We start from the raw sequence: 14,594 nt of genomic DNA on the forward strand, positions 1-14,594 counted from the left end.
CCGACGTCACAGTCTGCCACGCGCCGCACCTCCGACGCGAGAGCTGGAGGTGCGGCGTGCGCTACATCGCCTCTCAGGTGGAGGCCCCCACCTCGAGGCGATAGGGCACCACGCGATGGGCCTCCGGCCCGGTGAGCGGCACGGAGCCGTCGAGCATCCCCTCGACCAGGGACACCGTCTCCCTCGCGACAGCTTCGATGTCGATGCTCAGCGTGGTCAGCTCCGGGGTCACCAGCGAGGCGATCTCCAGGCCGTCGATCCCCACCAGCCGCACTCCCCCGGGCACCTCGACATCCATCTCCCGCAGGGTGCGCAGCAGCCGCACGGCCAGCACGTCGTTGAAGGAGAGCAGCACATCGGCCCCGCTGGCGAGCGCCTCCTCAAGGGCGGCTCGGTGCCCCTCCCGGGGATGGATCTCCCGGACCGGCACCTCCCCGCTCTCATGGAGCTCGCTCAGGCCGGCGGCGAGAGCGAGCGCGCGGTCACCGATCGGCCCTCCCACGAGGTCGAGCACCAGCGGCCTGCGCACTCCCGCATTGCGCAGGTGCTCGACCAGCTCCGCGATCGCCTCGGCCGGTGCCAGTTCGACGACCGCGAGCTCCTCGAGCTGGTCCACGCTGCCATCGAGACGGACCACCGGCATGCCGGCAGTGCCGCGGATCCCTTCGGTCCGCACCCCGTAGCCGACGATCGCGTCGACCCGTCGGGCCAGCTCGCCGGCGACGGCCTCGGGATCCGGGGCGTGCTCGGCCTCGGCGAGCACGACGTTCCAGCCGAGCGGGGCGCAGGCGCGCACCACGGCGGCGCCGAGCTCCGCGTAGTACGCATTGGACAGGTCCATCACGACCAGGCCGAGCGTGATCGGACCCTGCTCCACCAGCCCCCGACCGAAGCGCGAGGGCCGATAGTTCAGCTCCTGCACGGCGGCGAGGACGCGCTCACGGGTGCCCGCGCTGATGCCGGACATGTCGTTCAGCGCCCTCGAGACCGTCTGCCGGGAGACCCCGGCCCGCTCGGCGACGTCGATGATGGTGGGCCTGCGCCCCGAACGGCTCACCTCGACTCGGACCGCAGGTCGAGCCAGGCGAGGTCGGCATCGCTCAGCTCCACCCCGAGACCGAGGGTCGACGAGCGCATCTCGGCGATGCTGCGCGGCCCGAACAGCGGGAACGTGGGGAACTTCTGGTGCAGCACGAAGGCCAGGGCGATCGCCGTGGCCGGGACGCCGCGCTCCGCACCGAGCGTCTCGGCCCGGGCCAGGCGCTCGAAGTTCTCGTCGCTGTAGTAGCAGCGCACGAGCTCGGCATCGGAGCGGTCCTCGGGGTGCGCGCGACCGGTGAAGAAGCCGCGTGCCTGCGAGGACCACGGCAGCAGTGCGATACCGCGCTCCTCGAGCCAGGCCTTGGAGTCGGCGTCGGTCGCGTGGACGCAGCCGGCCCACGGCACGTCCAGCGCCTCGGCGAGACCGAAGTGGTTGGACAGGATGGTGAAACCGGTGCGGCCGTTGGCGCGCGCGTACTCGTTGGCCTCGTCCACGCGGGCGGGCGTCCAGTTCGAGCCGCCGTAGGCACGGATCCGTCCGGCCTGCAGGTGCTCCTCCAGGACGTCGACGAACTCCCCGACCGGGATGTCGAGGTTGTCGCGATGCATCATGTAGAGGTCCGCGTAGTCCGTGCCCTGCCGCTCGAGGGACTCCTCCAGCTGGCGGGAGATCGACTCGGGGTCGCAGTGCGGGGTGTGGGCGCCCTTGGTGATGACGACGACGTCCTCGCGCACTCCGCGGTTCTGGACCCACTTGCCGAACAGCTTCTCGATGTAGCCGCCGCCGTAGATGTAGGCGGTGTCGAACGTGGTGCCGCCGATCTCGTAGAACGCATCGAACATCGCGGAGGCATGGGCCAGGTTCATCTGGTTGTCGCAGCCCATGACCAGGCGCGAGACCTTCTTGTCGATCCCGGGCAGCGACCCGTAGGCCATCTCGGGTCCGGTCTGCACGCTGCCGGCGACGAGGGGCCTGCCGGTGAGGGTCGGGATGTCGGCGTCATCGGCCTCGAAGGGGAACCGCAGGCCGATCTGCTCGCGCCAGAGGTCCAGCGCACGGGCCTGACCCAGTGAGTTCTCCCCGGTGACCTCGGGGACGACCTCGCCGGCGCGGGCCGCACGGGCCAGGGCGTCGGCCTCGAGCGCGTAGGCGGCCGCCGCGGGGATCTCGAGCTTCTGGGGCTGCTGGCCGACCACGTCGAGCTCGATGGTCTGCTGCTCGCCCAGGGCCCACGGGTCCGACAGGCGGATCACGCCGCGCGAACCGGTGATGGTGGCGGACTGCGGGTCGGCCAGGCGCACGCCGGTGCGCAGGCTCGCGGTGATCGCTCCGGGCAGGGTCACCTCGGCAGCGGCCCATTCGTCGACCCCGGTCTCCCCGATCGTGCCGCTGCCCTGCAGGCTCAGCGGGTCGGCGAAGGCGGCGCCCTGCGCGGCACCGGCGACGAAGCGGGCGAAGGACAGCGGGTAGCAGCCGACGTCGAGGATCCCGCCCCCGGCGAGGGCCGGGTCGAACAGGCGCCCGCTGCGGCCTCCGGTGTCGAAGGCGAAGGAGGCATCCACGTGGGTGACCTCGCCGATCGCGCCCTCGGCGACCAGCTCGAGGACCTTCACCGTCTGCGGGTGGAAGCGGTACATGTACGCCTCCAGCAGCACCTTGCCGCTGCGCTGCGCGAGATCGGTGAGCGCCATCGTGGTGCCGGAGTTCGGGGTCATCGGCTTCTCGCACAGCACGTGCTTGCCGGCCTCGAGCGCTGCGGCGGCCAGCTCGGCATGCCCGGTGTGCACGGTCGAGACGTAGACGGCGTCGACCTGATCGGACGCGAGGATCTCGTCATAGCTGCCCAGCAGTGCCGGCTCGGCGAGGGGGAACTCGTCGGCGAAGGCGCGGGCACGCTCCGGGGAGCTGCTGCCGACGGCGACCAGCACGCCGTCCTGCGAGGAGGGCAGCTGGGAGGCGAAGCGGCGGGCGATGCCGCCCGGGCCGAGGACAGCCCAGCGGAACGGGGTGGAGGAAGTGCTCATGGAGACGTCGTCGTCCTTCGAAGTCGGGATCGGGAGGGCGGACCAGCAGGAAGGGCGGGCCGAGGCCTGCCACCGCCATGTCGTGAACGTTCACGACATGACCACGTTAGCCCTTTCGCGACCGGAAGGACAAGTGCGGCCGTTCCGATGTCCCCAGATCCCACCCCGCTCACCGCGACCGTCGCCGCGGTGGTCGCCTCGGCGACCCCGACAGCGACAGAGACAGCGATGGGATGGCGATGGGGACGGGGGCGAGGACGGGGACGAGGGCGGTCGCTGCGGCACTCGTCCCCGCTTCGCCGCCCGGGCGTCCGCGCTGCAGCGCACCGTTGACGCACCCACGTCGCGCTGACATGATCTGCGTCACCCGGGAACGTTCACGGCTCGCTCTGCCGCTCAACGAGGAGACTGCATGACCACCCCGACCGCTCGACGCCCCCTCGGGGCGGTGTCGCCACCTCACCGACCGTCCCGCCGCTCCCTCCTGCTCGCGGCCGGGCTCGCGCCCGCAGCGGGACTGGCCGGGTGCGGCTCCGCTCCCACCATCTCCGACGATCCAGACGAGCTGGTCATGTGGTAATGGAACCGTGCCGCCAGCCCTTCCCTGCTCGAGAAGGCGGCCAGCCGGATACCGGGCTCCGATCGTCACGTCCGGGCGGACGTCATCGGCACCAGCTTCGACACCAAGCTGCGCACGAGCCTGGCCGGGAACGCGTACATCCCTGACATCACCTACATCAACTCCAACAACGCCCTCTACTTCACCAACGAGGACCAGTTCCTGGACCTCGCTGAACTCGGCGCCGACTCCGTGAAGGACGACTTCTACGAATGGAAGTGGAACCTCGGCACCACCCCGACGGGCCGCTTCTGCTTCTTCCCCCTGGACATCGGCCCCACCGGCTTCTTCTACCGCCAGGACATCTTCGAGGACGCCGGTCTGCCCAGCTCGCCGGGGGAGGTCGCGGCGGCGGTCACCACTTGGGAGGACTGGATCTCCCTGGGCGCGGAGCTCAAGGCAGCCGCCGACAGCTTCTTCGTCAACGACGCGCAGGCGATCTACGAAGGCGTCCTCAACTCCAGCCCGGAACGCTACTTCGACGCCGACGACACCCCTCTGTACACGATACCCGGCAGCGCCGTCCGCCAGGCCTGGGACATCACCGCCGCCGCGATCGACGCCGGCATCACGGCCAAGATCCCTCGCGATCGCGGCACCGATCAGAACGCCGCCTGGGCGAGCGGCCGCACCGCGGGGAACATCGGCGCCGCCTGGTGGTCCCAGATCCTCGAGGAATCGGCCCCGGAGACCGCGGGGACCTGGAGACTCGCAGCCCAGCCGGTCCGCCCGGGGAACAACGGGGGCTCCTTCGCCGCGCTCCCCCCGCACCTGCAAGGATCCAGAAGCGGCTCTCGCGTTCCTCACCTGGATCAACTCACCGGAGAACCAGGCCACAGCGTACGAGGACGTGCAGCTCTTCCCCTCCACCCCCGACTCCTTCTCCCAGCTCACCTACGGCGGTGATTTCTTCGGGGACCAGGATCCGCTGGACTTCTTCTCCACCGCCGCGGAATCCGTCCCCGAATCGTTCATCAGCACCTGGGAGACGATCATCGGCGGCTTCTTCACCGCCGAGATCACCGAGGTCGAGACGTCGGGCAAGGATCCCGAGCGCGCCTGGGACGATGCGGTCGCGCAGTCGCAGAAGGTCCTCGCCAAGCGAGGTGTCGAGGTATGAGCGCCATAGCTCCCGAGCACCCCAGCGCCGCGGAACGCGACCCTCGAGCACGCCGGAGGAAGAAGCTGCGCGAGGTGCTGCCGCTGTACGTGGCGATCTCGCCGTTCTATCTCCTGTTCGCCGTCTTCGGGCTGTTCCCGATCCTCTTCTCCATCGTCCTGTCCCTCACCGATTGGGACGGGATGGGAGACATCTCCTTCGTGGGGCTGGCGCAGTACCAGTTCCTGCTCGCGGACGGCCGCTTCTGGAACGCGGTGGGGAACACGTTCATCATCTGGTTCCTGTCCACGGTCCCCATGCTGTTCCTCGCGATGGTGATCGCGTTCCTGCTGCACCAGAACATCCGGTTCACGAAGTTCTATCGGGTGGCGTTCTTCCTGCCGAACGTCACCTCGATGGTGGCGATGGCGATCGTGTTCGGCTCGGTCTTCTCCGACACCTTCGGGCTCGTGAACTCAGCGCTCACGGCGCTGGGCCTGGACACGGTTCCGTGGCTCTCCAGCCCCTGGGGCATCAAGCTCACGATCGCGATGATGGTGATCTGGCGGTTCACCGGCTACAACGCGATCATCTATCTCGCCGGGCTGCAGTCCATCCCGACGGACATGTACGACGCCGCGAAGGTCGACGGGGCCAGCATGCGCCAGGTGTTCTTCCGGATCACGGTGCCGATGCTGCGGCCGATCATCCTGTTCACCGTCATCACCTCCACCATCGGCGGCTTGAGTCTGTTCACCGAGTCGCAGGTGCTCCTGGGCAACAGCGGCGGCGCCGGCGAGGCCGGCATGACGATCGTGCTCTACCAGTACAACCAGGCGTTCACCCAGTTCGACTTCGGCTACGGATCCGCGATCGCGTGGGCGCTGTTCCTGATCGCCGCGGTGTTCGCGATCATCAACTGGCGCCTGGTCTCCGGACGCGGTGACGACGCCGCACCCCGCATCTCCCGGAAGAAGGAGGCACGACGATGACCGCCCTGGCACCGATCCCGCCGAAGAGCTCGGTGGATGAGCAGCCCCGGAACCGGCATTACGTCGCCCGTGGTCGTGTCTCGACGATCGTCACCCATCTGTGCGTGATCATCGGAGTGCTCCTGTCGATCTTCCCGTTCTACTGGCTGATCGTCATGTCCACCTCGACCACCGGGGAGATCTTCGGATATCCGCCCAAGCTCACCTTCGGCTCGAGCTTCCTGGAGAACGTCCGCAACGTCGTCTCCAGCGTGGATCTGCTGCAGGCGCTCGTGAACACGATCATCGTCTCCACCTTGTGCGCGGTGCTGGTGATGTTCTTCGACTCCCTGGCCGCCTTCGCGTTCGCGAAGTTCGACTTCCCGGGGAGGAAATGGCTGTTCGTGCTGCTGATCGCCACGATGCTGGTGCCCGGCAGCCTGTCCCTGGTGCCGAGCTTCATCCTCATGTCCGCACTGGGCTGGGTCGGGACGCTCCAGGCGCTGATCGTGCCGGGCGCGGCGAACGCCTTCGGGATCTTCCTGCTGCGGCAGATGGCGGCGGGGTCGATCCCCGATGAACTCGTGGAATCCGCGCGTATCGACGGAGCCGGGTTCTTCACCACCTATTGGCGTGTGGGCGTGCCGCTGCTGCGCGGCGGCCTCGCCTTCCTGGGCATCTTCACCTTCATCGCCGCGTGGAACGACTACGTGTGGCCGCTGATCGTGCTGGTCGATCCGGATCGCCAGACCCTGCAGACCTCGCTGCAGAACCTCAACTCCGTCTACCTGACCGATTACGGGATGGTCATGGCAGGCGCTCTGATCAGCGTGATCCCGCTGATCGGCGTGTTCATCATCGGGTCACGGCACTTCATCGCGAACATCGCCGCGGGCGCGATCAAGGGCTGAACCGCCGACGGCACCGCTGCCGACGAAGAACGCAGGACAACGCAGGACGGGGCGCCTCCCCGGTGGGAGGCGCCCCGTCCGTGCGTCGGCATGATGCTGCGCTGCGCGAGCGCGCTGCCGATCAGTCCGCGGTGCGACCGTTCACGCTGGGCGTGTTCTTCTGCACTGTCATGAGGAACTCGGTGTTGGACTGCGTCTTCTTCACGCGCTCCATGAGGAGCTCGAGCGCCTGCTGCTGCTCGAGGGACCCGAGCACACGGCGGAGCTTCCACATGATGGCCAGCTCCTCCTTGCCCATGAGAGCCTCCTCGCGGCGGGTGCCGGAGGCGTTGACGTCCACCGCCGGGAAGATCCGCTTGTCGGCAAGGTTGCGCGAGAGGCGCAGCTCCATGTTGCCGGTGCCCTTGAACTCCTCGAAGATGACCTCGTCCATCTTGGAGCCGGTCTCCACCAGCGCGGAGGCCAGGATGGTGAGCGAGCCGCCGTGCTCGATGTTGCGGGCAGCACCGAAGAACCGCTTGGGCGGGTAGAGCGCAGAAGCGTCCACACCACCGGAGAGGATGCGGCCCGACGCCGGTGCGGCGAGGTTGTAGGCACGGGACAGGCGCGTGAGCGAGTCCAGCAGCACGACGACGTCGCGGCCCATCTCGACCAGACGCTTGGCCCGTTCGATGGCGAGCTCGGCGACGATCGTGTGATCCGAGGCAGGGCGGTCGAAGGTCGAGGCGATGACCTCGCCCTTGACCGTGCGCTGCATGTCGGTGACTTCCTCGGGACGCTCATCGACCAGCACCACCATGAGGTGGACCTCGGGATTGTTCGTGGTGATCGCGTTCGCGATCTGCTGCATGATGATCGTCTTGCCGGCCTTCGGGGGCGCGACGATCAGGCCGCGCTGGCCCTTGCCGATCGGGGAGACGAGATCGATGATGCGCGGGGCCACGGCGTTCGGCGCCGTCTCCAGGCGGAGGCGGTCGTCCGGGTACAGCGGGGTGAGCTTGCTGAAGTCCACGCGCGAGCGCGCCCGGTCCTGCGGCATGCCGTTGACCGTGTCCACCTGGACCAGTGCCGCGTACTTGTTCTGGTTGTTGCCGCCGCCCTTGCCACGACGGTTGCGCCCGCCACCATGGTGCTGCTGCTCGACGTGGTGGTCGTCGCCGTCGCGCGGGGCCTTCACCTGACCGGTGATGGCGTCGCCCTTGCGCAGTCCGCCGCGCTTGACCTGGTTCATGGTCACGTACACGTCGCTGGGGCCGGGCAGGTAGCCGGTGGTGCGGATGTAGGCGTTGTTGTCCCGGACGTCCAGGATGCCGGCGACGGTCATCAGCTCGTCGCTGTCGCGCGAATCGGACTCGTCACGCTGGCCCCCCTGGTTGCCCTGGTTGCCCTGGTTGCCGGAGCCGCCCTGGTTCCCGGAGCTGTTCTGACCACCCTGGTCACCGCGGTCACCACGGTCACCGCGGCCGCGCCGCTTGCGATCGCGGGAGCGGTTGCGGCTGCGCGAACGGCCCCGACGATCATCGTCGTCATCGTCGCCGTGCCCCTGGCCCTGGTCGTCGTTCTCGCCGGAGCGATCGGGCAGCTCGATGTCCTCGAGTCGGCGGCGCTGGCCGCGCCCGCCCTGCCGATCCCGTCCCTGACCGCTGCGATCGCCCTCGCGGTCGTCGTCCTGACGCTCCGAGCTGCCCCGGCGGGAGTCGTCCCGCCGGCCCGAGCCGGTGTCGTCGCGACGGCTCTCCGCACCGCGGCTCTCGTCGCGGCGGTTCTCGTCACGGTGGTCGTCCCCACCGCGGCTCTCGTCGCGGCGGCCCTCATCGCGGCGGTCGTCCCCACCGCGGCTCTGCTCACGACGGTTCTCGGCGCGACCGGTGTCGTCGCTCCGGGGACTGTCCGAGACCTGGTCTGCTCGACGGGACTCGGAGCTGCGGTCGGGCAGCTCGAGGCCGAGGTCGGGCGTGCTGCTGGCGCCCTGCTCACGGGTCGCGGCGCGGGAGCGTCCGCGGGTGCGGGTCCGCTCGCCGTCGGTGGAGGCGGACTGCGTGCGATCGGACGAGGCGCGATCAGACTGCGTGCGCTCTGCCGCAGGAGCCTGCGCTGGTGCGCTGTCCTGCTGCGGGGCCGCGTCCGGGGCCGGGGCCTGTGCCTGGGAGGTCGCCGCGGTGGGAGCCTGCGATGCTCCACCCCCGCGGATGGCCTCGATCAGCTCGCCCTTGCGCAGGCGCCGAGCGCCCTTGATGCCGAGATCGGCCGCGAGGGCCTGCAGCTCGGGAAGCTTCTTCGCCGCGAGATCCGCGCCGGAGGTGGAGTCGTTCACCCGGGTTCCTTCCTGTCGAACCGATCGGAGCCGGTTCTGTTCTGGTCTGGGTGCCGCTGGGGGCAGGGGACCTGGGTCCGGGTGCTTCAGCGGCTTTCCGAGCAAGGTGACGCCATGGTGCAGGGCACCGATGGTCGGCCTGCTGGTGTGCTTCGGGGTGCGTCAGCGTCTCTGCAAGTCCTGCTCGGCACGACGTGCGCGGAGCGCAGGGTCATACGGGACGCTGATCAGGGAGATGCATCGGGACACGGATCCTGCACACACGATCTGCTGCAGAATTCGCCATCGGACGATGTCGCCTGGACGCAGGCTCAACCTACCACAGGGGCGGCAGCGCTCTCACGCAGCGGCACCTGGGCGATCCGCCACTCCGCGGGATCGGACACGATGCGACGCACCAGCGGTGCGACCTCGGAACGTCGGCCGGAGAGCACGAGCAGCGAGGGCCCCGCGCCCGAGATGACCGCCGGGAGGCCCTCCTGGCGCAGCACGCGCATGAGCTCCACGCTCTGGGGCATGCCGGGGGCCCGCTGCTCCTGGTGCAGTCGATCCTCGGTGGCCTCCATGAGCAGCTCCGGCGAGCCGGACAGCGCGTGGACCAGCAGACCCGTCCGCGCCGCATTGAAGACGGCGTCGGCGTGCGGGACCTCCGCGGGCAGCAGGCCGCGCGCGCGGTGGGTGGACAGGGTGGTCGAGGGCAGCAGCACGAGCGGGTCCAGCACGCCGGGGGCGTGGGCGAGCGGGGCCGCGCGGGCCGCCCCGTCCGTCATCCAGGACAGCACCACTCCTCCATACAGGGCGGGCGCGGCGTTGTCCGGGTGCCCCTCGAACTCGGTGGCCAGCTGCAGCACCTGGGTGTCGTCGAGCGCCTCGGGTTCGGAGAGCAGCCCGCGGGCCAGCAGCAGGCCGGCGATCGTCGCCGCAGCGCTGGAGCCCATGCCCCGCCCGTGCGGGATGCGATTCACGGTGCGCAGGCGGATGCCTATCTGCGGTGCCCCGGCGTGATCCAGACCGCGCCGCAGCGCCCGCACCACGAGGTGGTCCTCCCCCGTCGGCACCGAGTCCGCACCCTCGCCCTCGGCGAGCACCTCGATCCCCCCGGTGGTCGCCTCGAGCTCCAGGGAGTCGCAGAGGCCGAGCGCGAGCCCGAGGGTGTCGAAGCCCGGGCCGAGGTTCGCGGACGTCGCCGGCACCTGCACCGAGACCCGGGTGTGCTGGATCCTCACAGGCCGATGGCCTCCGCGGCGGCGGCGATGTCCACGGGGATCACCGTCGGCGTCATGTCCCGCTGGGACAGGGCCGTGTCGATGTCCTTCAGACCGTTCCCGGTCACCGTGATCGAGATGGTGGCTCCGGCGGGGACCAGCCCGCGCTCGGCCTGCTGCAGCAGCCCGGCCACACCGGCGGCGGAGGCGGGTTCGACGAAGATCCCCACCTCACCGGCGAGCAGGCGCTGGGCATCGAGGATCTGCTGATCCGAGACGGCGTCGATGAGACCGCCGGAGTCGTCGCGCGCGGAGACCGCGAGATGCCAGGAGGCGGGGGCGCCGATCCGGATCGCGGTGGCGACGGTCTCGGGCTCGCTGATCGGGTGGCCGGCCACGAACGGCGCGGCACCGGCGGCCTGGAAGCCCCACATGGCCGGCAGGGAGTCGGTGACCCCGGCCTCGTGGTATTCGCGGTAGCCCATCCAGTAGGCGGAGATGTTCCCGGCGTTGCCGACGGGCAGGATGTGGATGTCCGGTGCCCTCCCGAGGGCGTCGCACACCTCGAAGGCGCCGGTCTTCTGGCCCTGCAGGCGGTACGGGTTCACCGAGTTCACGAGTTCGACGGGATGCTCCGCGTCGAGCTTGCGGGCGATCTCGAGGCAGTCGTCGAAGTTGCCCTGCACCTGGATGAGCTGGGCTCCGTGCACCACGGCCTGGGCGAGCTTGCCCGCGGCGATCTTGCCCTCGGGCAGCAGCACGGCGCAGGTCAGGCCCGCCGCGGTGGCGTATGCCGCGGCCGAGGCGCTGGTGTTCCCCGTCGACGCGCAGACCACGGCGGTCGCGCCGTCGTTGACGGCCTTGGACATGGCCGCGACCATGCCGCGGTCCTTGAACGAGCCGGTGGGGTTCTGTCCCTCGACCTTGATGTGGACCTCCGCTCCGACGCGCTCGGAGAGCGCCGGTGCGGCGACCAGCGGAGTGCCGCCCTCCCCCAGCGAGAGCAGGGTGTCGCCCTCGGCGAAGGGAAGATGATCGCGATATTCGGCGAGGACGCCGCGCCACTGATGGGCCATGGGGGTCATTCTCCTTCGATACGGAGGACGGAATCGATGCTCAGCACGGTCGCGGTCGACGAGAACACGTCCAGGGACGCGGTCATCGCGGACTCCAGCGCACGGTGGGTGCTGATGCCGATGTGCGCCAACGACTTCTCCCCACCGTCCTCGGACTGGTCGATCAGCTCCTGATGGATGGTCGAGATGGAGATGCCGTACCCGGAGAGGGTTCCGGCGATCTCGGCGAGCACACCGGGTCGGTCCTGCACGGTGAGCGAGATGTAGAAGGCGTTGCGCAGATCGTCCAGCGGGATCTGCTCCAGCTCGGCGTAGCGCGACTCCCGCGGGCCGACGCCTCCGCGCACCCGCTGGCGCGCGGCGGAGACCAGGTCGCCGAGGATCGCCGAGGCGGTGGGAGCGCCCCCGGCGCCCTGCCCGTAGAACATGAGCGATCCGGCGGCATCCGCCTCGATGAAGACCGCGTTGTAGGCCTCGGAGACCGAGGACAGCGGGTGGCTGTCCGGGATCAGCGCCGGGTAGACACGGGCCGAGATCCGCTCGCCGGTCTCGTCCCGGACGCGCTCGACGATCGAGAGCAGCTTGATCGTGCGCCCCATCCGGCCGGCGGCCGCGATGTCCTGCGCGGAGACCTCGGTGATGCCCTCGCAGTGCACGTCGCCCAGTCGCACGCGGGAGTGGAAGGCGAGGGAGGCCAGGATCGAGGCCTTCGCCGCGGCGTCGTGCCCCTGCACGTCGGCCGTCGGGTCCGCTTCCGCGTAGCCGAGCTCCTGAGCGTCGGCGAGCGCCTCGTCGAAGCTGGCCCCGGTGCGCGTCATCGCGTCGAGGATGTAGTTGGTGGTGCCGTTGACGATGCCCAGCACGCGCTGGATCCGGTCACCGGCGAGGGACTCCCGGACCGGGCGCACCAGCGGGATGGCTCCGGCGACCGCGGCTTCGAAGTACAGGTCCACGCCGTGGGTGTCGGCCGCCTCGTAGAGCGTCGGCCCGTCCTGGGCGAGCAGGGCCTTGTTGGCGGTCACGACGCTCGCGCCGTGCGCCATGGCGTCCAGCAGCAGGGTGCGCGCCGGCTCGATGCCTCCCATCACCTCGATGACCAGGTCCGCTTCGCGCACGAGCGCTGCGGGATCGGTGGTGAGCAGGTCGGCGGGGACGTGCTCGCCGCGGTCGCGGGTGAGGTCCCGGACGGAGACCCCGATCACCTCCAGACGACCGCCGATGCGGTGCGCGAGGTCCTCTCCCTGCTGAGCGATCAGCCGCAGGACCTCGGTGCCGACGGTGCCGGCGCCGAGCACGGCGACGCGCAGCACCGGAAGGTCCGGGGAGGCGGGGGGCAGCGGGCTGCCGGGTGACGACTGTGACATGTGCGAGGTGGTCCTTCCACACGGTCCGACGGGGTGGCCGGGGGCGGGCTCTCGAACTGTATCCGAGGAGCCTCCCCCTTCGTGACCGACGATGAACGTAGATGACCTGCGGTCGCTCAATGCGACGGAGGGGTCGGGCAGGGGGTCATCCCAGGTCGAGACCGAGCAGGTCCTCCTCGGTCTCACGACGCATCAGCGTGCGGATCTCCCCGCCCTGCACCGCGACGACCGGCGGCCGCGGGACGTGGTTGTAGTTCGAGGCCAGCGAGTAGCAGTAGGCACCCGTGACCGGCACCGAGATCAGGTCCCCGCGCTCCACGTCGGAGGGGAGGTACTCGTCCTTGACGACGATGTCCCCGCTCTCGCAGTGCTTGCCGACCACGCGCACCACCTCGGGCGCGGCGTCGGAGACGCGGCCGGTGAGCAGGCACGAGTAGTCCGCGTCGTAGAGCGCGGTGCGGACGTTGTCGCTCATTCCGCCGTCCACCGAGACGTAGACCCGGTGGTGGGGCCCGCCCAACCGCACGTCCTTGACGGTGCCCACGGTGTAGAGCGTCTGGGTGGAGGGGCCGGCGATCGCCCGCCCGGGCTCGAAGGAGACGTGCGGGACCTCGAGGTCGAGCTCGTGGCACTGCTTCTCGACGATGCCGGCGATGCCCGTGGCGAGCGCTTCCGGGGAGGCCGGGGTGTGCTGGGTGTTGTACATGACGCCGAACCCGCCGCCCAGGTCGAGCTGGTCGATGGTGTGGCCGAGTTCGGTCCTCACCTGGGCGACCAGGTCGAGCACACGGCGGGCCGCGACCTCGAAGCCGCCGACGTCGAAGATCTGGGAGCCGATGTGGGAGTGCAGTCCGACCAGCTCCAGGCGGGGCGCCTCGAGCACGCGGCGCACGGCCTCGAAGGCGGCGCCGCCAGTGAGCGAGAGCCCGAACTTCTGGTCCTCGTGGGCGGTGGCGATGAATTCATGGGTGTGGGCCTCGACGCCGGTGGTCACGCGCAGCATGACGGCGGCGCGGGTGCCCAGCTCGGCGGCGACGGCGTCGACCTGGCCGATCTCGTCCAGGGAGTCCACGACGATCCGGCCCACCCCGGCCTCGAGGGCACGGCGGATCTCGGCGTCGGACTTGTTGTTCCCGTGCAGGGCGATGCGCGCGGCCGGGAAGCCGGCGCGCAGGGCGACGGCGAGCTCGCCGCCGGTGCACACGTCCAGTCCGAGCCCGTCCTCCTGGACCCAGCGGGCCACCGCTCCGCAGAGGAAGGCCTTGCCGGCGTAGTAGACGTCGGCCCCCGCGAGTGGGCGGAAGGCGTCGGTGAAGGCGTCCCGGAAGGAGCGGGCACGGGAGCGGAAGTCGTCCTCGTCCAGCACGAAGGCGGGGGTGCCGACCTCCTCGGCGATGCGGCGCACGTCGACGCCGCCCACCTCGACCGCGCCATCGCTGCCGCGCCGGGTCGTGCTCGACCACAGCCCGTCGATGAGGGTGTTGACGTCCTCGGGATACGGGAGCCAGGTGGGGGCGGCGTCGTTTCCGTGGAGGGCTCCGGCCTCATGGGCGCGCATGTCTGCTCCTGGGGGTGGGTTCTCGGGTACGGCGGGGGTCCTGCAGAGTCGTGCGTCGTCCGTCATGCGCAGTGCGTCGTGCGTCATGCGCAGTGCGCAGTGCGTGCAGCGGTCCTGGGACCCGCCCGGGGATCGCCTCCGGCGGACGGCGCGACCACGACGCCCCACGACCCTAGACGGGGCGCGCCGCCGGCCGGAGCGCCGTCCGCTCCGCGATCAGGGAGCCTCGGGTCCGACCGCCACCGACCGAGCGGCCCGGGCACCGTCGATACTGGTCAGACGGCCTGGTGGGCGCGATGTTCGCGCGCCGCCCCGGACAGCGGGTGATCGATCGCACTTGATAGTCTCGGGATAGTCTCGAGGCTCGGCAGGGAAGCCGTCTGCGGCTGGTCCGGCCGTGGCCGGCGCCTC

The 14,594-nt window shown here is 70.1% G+C and carries 12 protein-coding genes; 5 read left to right on the forward strand and 7 right to left on the reverse strand.

Annotated elements, in window-relative coordinates; genetic code table 11:
- Window positions 1-73 precede the first annotated feature (73 nt).
- Window positions 74-1,057: a LacI family DNA-binding transcriptional regulator gene (locus CIK71_RS10875; protein WP_096165689.1), complete on the reverse strand. Its 984-nt coding sequence runs from the start codon at window positions 1,055-1,057 to the stop codon at window positions 74-76.
- Window positions 1,054-3,066 carry an aldo/keto reductase gene (locus tag CIK71_RS10880; protein ID WP_096165690.1) on the reverse strand — a complete coding sequence of 671 codons (2,013 nt, stop codon included), beginning with the start codon at window positions 3,064-3,066 and terminating at the stop codon, window positions 1,054-1,056. Before CIK71_RS10880 ends, CIK71_RS10875 begins: the two co-directional genes overlap by 4 nt.
- Before the next feature lie 412 nt (window positions 3,067-3,478).
- On the opposite strand from CIK71_RS10880, the gene CIK71_RS17730 reads away from it, so the two are divergent.
- The 5 genes from CIK71_RS17730 (at window position 3,479) to CIK71_RS10895 (ending at window position 6,666) form a co-directional block, all read left to right on the forward strand.
- On the forward strand, window positions 3,479-3,646 hold the full coding sequence (locus tag CIK71_RS17730; RefSeq protein ID WP_176485614.1) for a hypothetical protein: 168 nt from the start codon (window positions 3,479-3,481) through the stop codon (window positions 3,644-3,646).
- Between the two features lie 147 nt (window positions 3,647-3,793).
- The gene (locus CIK71_RS10885; RefSeq protein ID WP_245857496.1) at window positions 3,794-4,591 is read left to right on the forward strand and encodes an extracellular solute-binding protein; all 798 of its coding nucleotides are present in this window, start codon (window positions 3,794-3,796) and stop codon (window positions 4,589-4,591) included.
- Entirely contained in the window at window positions 4,536-4,805 is a 270-nt protein-coding gene (locus CIK71_RS17735) for a hypothetical protein (RefSeq protein WP_176485615.1), read from the forward strand. The genes CIK71_RS10885 and CIK71_RS17735 overlap by 56 nt, the downstream gene beginning before the upstream one ends.
- A complete protein-coding gene (locus CIK71_RS10890; protein ID WP_096165691.1) occupies window positions 4,802-5,776 on the forward strand; it encodes a carbohydrate ABC transporter permease in 975 nt (324 codons plus the stop codon). Before CIK71_RS17735 ends, CIK71_RS10890 begins: the two co-directional genes overlap by 4 nt.
- Entirely contained in the window at window positions 5,773-6,666 is an 894-nt protein-coding gene (locus CIK71_RS10895) for a carbohydrate ABC transporter permease (RefSeq protein ID WP_096165692.1), read from the forward strand. Before CIK71_RS10890 ends, CIK71_RS10895 begins: the two co-directional genes overlap by 4 nt.
- A gap of 121 nt (window positions 6,667-6,787) precedes the next feature.
- On the opposite strand, the gene rho is transcribed toward CIK71_RS10895, so the two are convergent.
- The 5 genes from rho to lysA form a co-directional block, all read right to left on the reverse strand.
- Window positions 6,788-8,980 (reverse strand): transcription termination factor Rho, encoded by a 2,193-nt coding sequence (rho, locus tag CIK71_RS10900; protein WP_096165693.1) that lies wholly within the window; start codon window positions 8,978-8,980, stop codon window positions 6,788-6,790.
- A gap of 311 nt (window positions 8,981-9,291) precedes the next feature.
- Entirely contained in the window at window positions 9,292-10,206 is a 915-nt protein-coding gene (thrB, locus tag CIK71_RS10905) for a homoserine kinase (protein WP_096165694.1), read from the reverse strand.
- The gene (gene thrC / locus CIK71_RS10910; protein WP_096165695.1) at window positions 10,203-11,261 is read right to left on the reverse strand and encodes a threonine synthase; all 1,059 of its coding nucleotides are present in this window, start codon (window positions 11,259-11,261) and stop codon (window positions 10,203-10,205) included. The genes thrB and thrC overlap by 4 nt, the downstream gene beginning before the upstream one ends.
- 5 nt (window positions 11,262-11,266) lie before the next feature.
- Window positions 11,267-12,625, reverse strand: a complete 1,359-nt coding sequence (locus CIK71_RS10915; protein ID WP_096165696.1) for a homoserine dehydrogenase — start codon at window positions 12,623-12,625, stop codon at window positions 11,267-11,269.
- A 145-nt stretch (window positions 12,626-12,770) separates the two neighbouring features.
- Complete coding sequence (gene lysA, locus CIK71_RS10920) at window positions 12,771-14,183, reverse strand: diaminopimelate decarboxylase (protein WP_096165697.1); 1,413 nt, start codon at window positions 14,181-14,183, stop codon at window positions 12,771-12,773.
- Window positions 14,184-14,594 lie beyond the last annotated feature (411 nt).

Source organism: Brachybacterium alimentarium (assembly GCF_002332425.1).
GTDB classification, from domain to species: Bacteria; Actinomycetota; Actinomycetes; order Actinomycetales; family Dermabacteraceae; genus Brachybacterium; species Brachybacterium alimentarium.